General features: G+C 64.6%; 4 protein-coding genes. 3 read left to right on the top strand and 1 reads right to left on the bottom strand.

The window, feature by feature from the left end:
* Both RMO40_RS08685 and RMO40_RS08680 read left to right on the top strand, forming a co-directional pair.
* On the top strand, window positions 1–1,652 hold a 1,652-nt coding region (locus RMO40_RS08685), incomplete at its 5' end, for an acyl-CoA dehydrogenase C-terminal domain-containing protein (RefSeq protein WP_309719154.1).
* A gap of 34 nt (window positions 1,653–1,686) precedes the next feature.
* Window positions 1,687–2,652, top strand: a complete 966-nt coding sequence (locus RMO40_RS08680) for a nitronate monooxygenase (protein ID WP_309719151.1) — start codon at window positions 1,687–1,689, stop codon at window positions 2,650–2,652.
* A gap of 4 nt (window positions 2,653–2,656) precedes the next feature.
* Here the strand turns inward: RMO40_RS08680 and RMO40_RS08675 are convergent, their stop codons facing one another.
* Window positions 2,657–2,971, bottom strand: a complete 315-nt coding sequence (locus RMO40_RS08675) for a hypothetical protein (RefSeq protein ID WP_309719148.1) — start codon at window positions 2,969–2,971, stop codon at window positions 2,657–2,659.
* 242 nt (window positions 2,972–3,213) lie between these two features.
* On the opposite strand from RMO40_RS08675, the gene RMO40_RS08670 reads away from it, so the two are divergent.
* A partial coding sequence (locus RMO40_RS08670; protein ID WP_309719157.1) for a 2-oxoglutarate dehydrogenase E1 component occupies window positions 3,214–5,838 on the top strand: 2,625 nt, incomplete at its 3' end.

The raw sequence follows: 5,838 nt of genomic DNA, 5'->3' as shown, positions 1-5,838 counted from the left end.
ATGAAGGGGTGGTCGCGCCGCTGAACTGGGACGGTGATGCCAAGCCATCGTCCTTCCACAACGGCCAGGTCACGACGACGCCCGGCTTCAAGCAGGCCTTCCGCCAGTTCGCCGAAGGCGGCTGGCAGGGCCTGCAGCACCCGGTCGAGTTCGGCGGCCAGGGCCTGCCCAAGACGATCGGCGCGGCCTGCATCGAGATGCTCAACAGCGCCAACATGAGCTTCGCGCTGTGCCCGCTGCTGACCGACGGCGCAATCGAAGCGCTGCTCACCGCCGGCTCACCCGAACAACAAACCACCTTCCTGCCCAACATGATCTCGGGCAAGTGGACCGGCACGATGAACCTCACCGAGCCGCAAGCGGGCTCCGACCTGGCCCTGGTGCGCACCCGCGCCGAGCCGCAGCCCGACGGCAGCTACAAGATCTTCGGCACCAAGATCTTCATCACCTATGGTGAGCACGACATGGCCGAGAACATCGTGCACCTGGTGCTGGCGCGCGTGGTCGGTGCGCCTGAAGGCGTGAAGGGCATCAGCCTTTTTGTCGTGCCCAAGTTCATGGTCAAGGCCGATGGCTCGCTGGGTGAACGCAACGATGCGCACTGCGTGAGCATCGAACACAAGCTGGGCATCAAGGCCAGCCCCACGGCCGTGCTGCAGTTCGGTGACCACGGTGGTGCCGTCGGCACGCTGGTGGGCCAGGAGAACCGCGGCCTCGAGTACATGTTCATCATGATGAACGCCGCGCGTTATGCGGTCGGCATCCAGGGCATCGCGGTGGCCGAGCGTTCGTACCAGAAGGCGGTGCAATACGCCAAAGACCGTGTGCAGTCGCGCCCCGTCGACGGGTCGATGACCACCAGCGCGCCCATCATTCACCACCCTGACGTGAAGCGCATGCTGATGACGATGCGCTCTCTGATCGAAGGTTGCCGCGCCATGAGCATCACGGCGGCTTCGGCTTACGACGCCGCGCATGCCCACCCGGATGCCGAGGTGCGCAAGCAGAACCAGGCCTTCTATGAGTTCATGGTGCCGCTGGTCAAGGGCTACAGCACAGAGATGAGCCTCGAAGTGACGAGCCTGGGTGTGCAGGTGCACGGCGGCATGGGCTTCATCGAAGAAACCGGCGCGGCGCAGCACTACCGCGACGCCAAGATCCTGACCATCTACGAAGGCACGACCGCCATCCAGGCCAACGACCTGGTGGGCCGCAAGACGGCGCGTGATGGTGGCCAGACGGCCAAGGGCATCGCCCAGCAGATCGCCGTCACCGAAGCCGAATTGGCCCAGCGCGACAGCGTTGCCGCTCGCTCGGTGCTCAAACGATTGAGCGCAGCGCGCGTGGCATTTGAGCAAGTGGTCGACTTTGTCGCCGCCGGCACCAAGGGCAACCCCAACGCGGTGTTCGCGGGTTCGGTGCCTTACCTGATGCTCGCTGGCAATGTGATGGCCGGCTGGCAACTCGCGCGCGCCTTGCTCGTGGCCGAGTCGCAACTGAAAGCAGGCGAGGGTGACGCCGCCTTCCTCACCGCCAAGGTGACGACCGCGCGCTTCTACGCCGATCACATCTTGAGCCGCGTGCCGGGTGTGCGCGATGCCATCGTCGAAGGCGCAGACAGCGTCACGGCGCTGGCACTCGACTCGTTCTGATTCCAACCGACAACAAATTCATCCGGAGACGTTTGTGGCCCTGCCTCCCGTTCTGCAAAACCTGCCGCTGCCGATCATCGGTTCACCGTTGTTCATCATCAGCAATCCCAAGCTTGTGATCGAGCAGTGCAAGGCCGGTGTGGTGGGCTCCATGCCGGCGCTGAACGCGCGCCCGGCCGAGCTGCTGGACGAGTGGCTGGCCGAGATCACCGAGACGCTCGCCGCCTACAACAAGGCCAACCCCGACAAACCGGCTGCGCCGTTTGCGATCAACCAGATCGTGCACAAGAGCAACGATCGGCTGGACCACGACATGGCGGTGTGCGCCAAGTACAAGGTGCCGATCATCATCACGTCACTGGGGGCGCGGGTCGAAGTCAACGACGCCGTGCACGCCTGGGGTGGCGTCGTGCTGCACGACATCATCAACAACAAGTTCGCCCACAAAGCGATCGAGAAGGGCGCTGACGGCCTGATCGCCGTGGCGGCGGGTGCCGGTGGCCATGCGGGCGTGAAGAGCCCGTTTGCCCTGATCCGCGAGATCCGCGAGTGGTTTGACGGCCCCCTGGCGCTGAGCGGTGCCATCGCCACCGGCGAGGCGGTGCTGGCGGCCCAGGCCATGGGCGCCGATTTCGGCTACATCGGCTCGGCTTTCATCGCGACCGAAGAAGCCCGCGCTGCCGATGGCTACAAGCAGGCCATCGTGGAAGGCAGCTCGGACGACATTGTCTACTCCAACCTCTTCACCGGCGTGCATGGCAACTACCTCGCGCCATCGATCCGCGCGGCAGGCCTCGACCCCGACAACCTCGAGGTCAGCGATGCCAGCAAAATGAGCTTTGGCACCGAGCGCGCCAAGCCCAAGGCCTGGAAGGACATCTGGGGCTCGGGCCAGGGCATTGGCGCCGTCAAGAAAGTGGTGCCGACCCGCGAACTGGTGCAACGCCTGCGCGACGAATACAACGCGGCGCGCAGCCGCCTGGGCCTGATCGCAGCCTGACGATTCAGCGCTGCGGCTCGACCGCGAGGTCGCAGTCGCAGCCCTTGCCCGCCGCGATCATGCGCAAGGCGAAGCGGGCCGCCAGTTGGGCCAGCCAGCGCGGCGCGACTAAACGCTGCGGCTCGCTCACCACGCCGCAGCGGTAGCGGTTTTCCTCGTCACTCCAGCTCAATGCAACGCAGGCGCCCGTGCGTTTGCGGCTGAGCAGCATGCCCACCGGGCAGGGCTCGACCGCACAGCACACGCCGCAGCCATTGCAGGGCTCGCCCCACCCGGGTTTGGGCGCGGCGGCGGGGTGGATGTGGATGGTCTGGCGCATGGGAACGAAGGGCACAGACGCTTGCCCTTGCCCGCATTGTGCGAACTCACTCGGTATTCAATCGAGCGAAGTAACTGCCGATAAACAACGGTGTTACAGTCGCGCGCAGACTTACACAGGTCCTTCCCGTCCCCTTGATCACAACGTCAAGGCGGGTCGCAATCCGCCAGTCGGTTCAGCCGTGTCGCGGAAGGTTTATCAACCCACTACAGCCCCGGAAACCGGAGCGAAAGGTGAGCGAAATGATGCAGGAATACAGGTCCAACTCGTACCTGTTCGGGGGCAACGCGCCCTATGTCGAAGAGATGTACGAGGCCTACCTCGACAACCCCGGCTCCGTGCCCGACAACTGGCGTTCGTATTTCGACGCCCTCCAGAACGTTCCCGCCACCGACGGCTCCGAGGCCCGCGATGTGGCCCACGCGCCGGTCGTTGAATCGTTTGCGCAGCGTGGCAAGGCCAATGCCTTCGCTGTCAAGGCCAGCGCCGCCGAACTGGCGGTGGCCCGCAAGCAGGTTCACGTCCAGTCGCTGATCGCGGCTTACCGTTCGCTCGGCGCCCGCTGGGCCGACCTCGACCCGCTCAAGCGCCAGGAGCGCCCGAAGATTCCCGAGCTGGAGCCGGCGTTTTATGACCTGAGCGAGTCCGACATGGACATCACGTTCAGCGCCACCAACACCTACTTCACCACCGCCGAGCAGCAAACGCTGCGCGAGATCTTGCAAGCGCTGCGTGAAACCTACTGCGGTTCGATCGGCGCCGAGTTCATGCACATCACCGAGCCCGCTGAAAAGCGCTGGTGGCAGCAGAAGCTCGAGGCCATTCGCTCCAAGCCGAACTTCAAGGCCGACGAGAAGAAGAACATTCTCGACCGCCTCACCGCGGCCGAAGGCCTTGAGCGCTACCTTCACACCAAATACGTCGGCCAGAAGCGCTTCTCGCTCGAAGGCGGCGAAAGTTTCATCGCCTCGATGGACGAGGTGGTGCAGCGCTCCGGCATCAAGGGCGTGCAGGAGATCGTGATCGGGATGGCCCACCGTGGCCGCTTGAACGTGCTGGTCAACACGCTGGGCAAGGCGCCCGCCGACCTGTTCTCGGAGTTCGACCACACCGCACCCGAGAACCTGCCGTCCGGTGACGTGAAGTACCACCAGGGTTTCTCCAGCGATGTGACGACCGACGGTGGCCCGGTTCACCTGAGCCTGTCGTTCAACCCCTCGCACCTGGAGATCGTGAACCCGGTGGTCGAAGGCTCGGTCAAGGCCCGCCTGGACCGCCGTGGTGACAAGACCGGCGACACCGTGTTGCCCGTGCTGGTGCACGGCGACGCGGCTTTCGCCGGCCAGGGTGTGGTGATGGAGACGCTGGCGCTGGCCCAAACGCGCGGTTACTACACCGGCGGCACGCTGCACCTTGTCATCAACAACCAGATCGGCTTCACCACCAGCGACCCGCGTGACTCGCGCTCCACGCTGTATTGCACCGACGTGGTCAAGATGATCGAAGCGCCGGTGCTGCACGTGAACGGCGACGACCCCGAGGCCGTGGTGCTGTGCACCCAGCTCGCGCTCGACTACCGGCAAGAGTTCAACAAGGACGTGGTGGTCGACATCGTCTGCTTCCGCAAGCTGGGCCACAACGAGCAGGACACGCCCTCGCTGACCCAGCCGCTGATGTACAAGAAGATCGGCCAGCACCCCGGCACCCGCAAGCTTTACGGCGACAAGCTGGTGGCGCAAAACGTGCTGCCGCCCGAGGGCCCGGACGAGATGGTCAAGGCCTTCCGCGCGGCCATGGACGCTGGCAAGCACACCGTCGACCCGGTGCTGACCAACTACAAGAGCAAGTACGCCGTCGACTGGTCGCCCTTCCTTAACAAGAAGTGGACCGACTCGGCCGACACCGCGCTGCCGCTGAGCGAAATCAAGCGACTTGCCGAGCGCATCACATCGTTGCCGCCCAACTTCAAGGCCCACCCACTGGTCGAGAAGGTGCTGGCCGACCGGGCCGCCATGGGCCGTGGCGAGATCAATGTTGACTGGGGCATGGCCGAGCACTTCGCCTACGCCTCGCTGGTGGCCAGTGGCTACCCGGTGCGTTTGTCGGGCGAAGACTGCGGCCGTGGCACCTTCACCCACCGCCACTCGGTGCTGCACGACCAGAATCGCGAGAAGTGGGACGAAGGCACCTGGACGCCGCTCGAACACATCGCCGAAAGCCAGGCGCCGTTCGTGGTGATCGACTCGCTGCTGTCCGAAGAAGCGGTGCTCGGCTTCGAATACGGCTATGCCGGCTCCGACCCCAACACCCTGGTGATCTGGGAGGCGCAGTTCGGTGACTTCGTCAACGGTGCGCAGGTTGTGATCGACCAGTTCATCGCCTCGGGCGAAGTGAAATGGGGCCGTGCCAATGGCCTCACGCTGATGCTGCCGCACGGCTACGAAGGCCAGGGCCCCGAGCACTCGTCGGCACGCCTCGAGCGCTTCATGCAGTTGGCCGCCGACAACAACATGCAGATCGTGCAGCCCACCTCGGCCAGCCAGATCTTCCACCTGCTGCGCCGGCAGATGGTGCGCATGTTCCGCAAACCCCTGGTCATCATGACGCCCAAGTCGCTGCTGCGGGCCAAGGATGCATCGTCGCCCCTTGCCGAGTTCACCAAGGGTGAGTTCCGTACCGTGATCGGCCCGGGCCGCGAGGAGATCGACAACGACAAGGTCAAGCGCGTGATCGCCTGCTCGGGCAAGGTGGCCTACGACCTGATCAAGCGGCGTGACGAGAAGAAGGCCTGGGACACCGTCATCGTGCGTGTGGAGCAGCTCTATCCCTTCCCGCACAAGGCGTTTGCCACCGAGCTGAAGAAGTTT

Origin of the sequence: Rhizobacter sp., from assembly GCF_031412075.1 — a bacterium.
Taxonomy (GTDB): Bacteria; Pseudomonadota; Gammaproteobacteria; order Burkholderiales; family Burkholderiaceae_C; genus Rhizobacter.
The sequence above is the reverse complement of the archived record's forward strand: the minus strand, read 5'-3'. Positions and strand labels throughout refer to the sequence as shown.

Coding starts and splice junctions, on each gene's coding strand:
- RMO40_RS08675 (WP_309719148.1), bottom strand. CDS start 2,971: ATGCGCCAGACCATCCACATCCACCCCGCCGCCGCGCCCAAACCCGGG.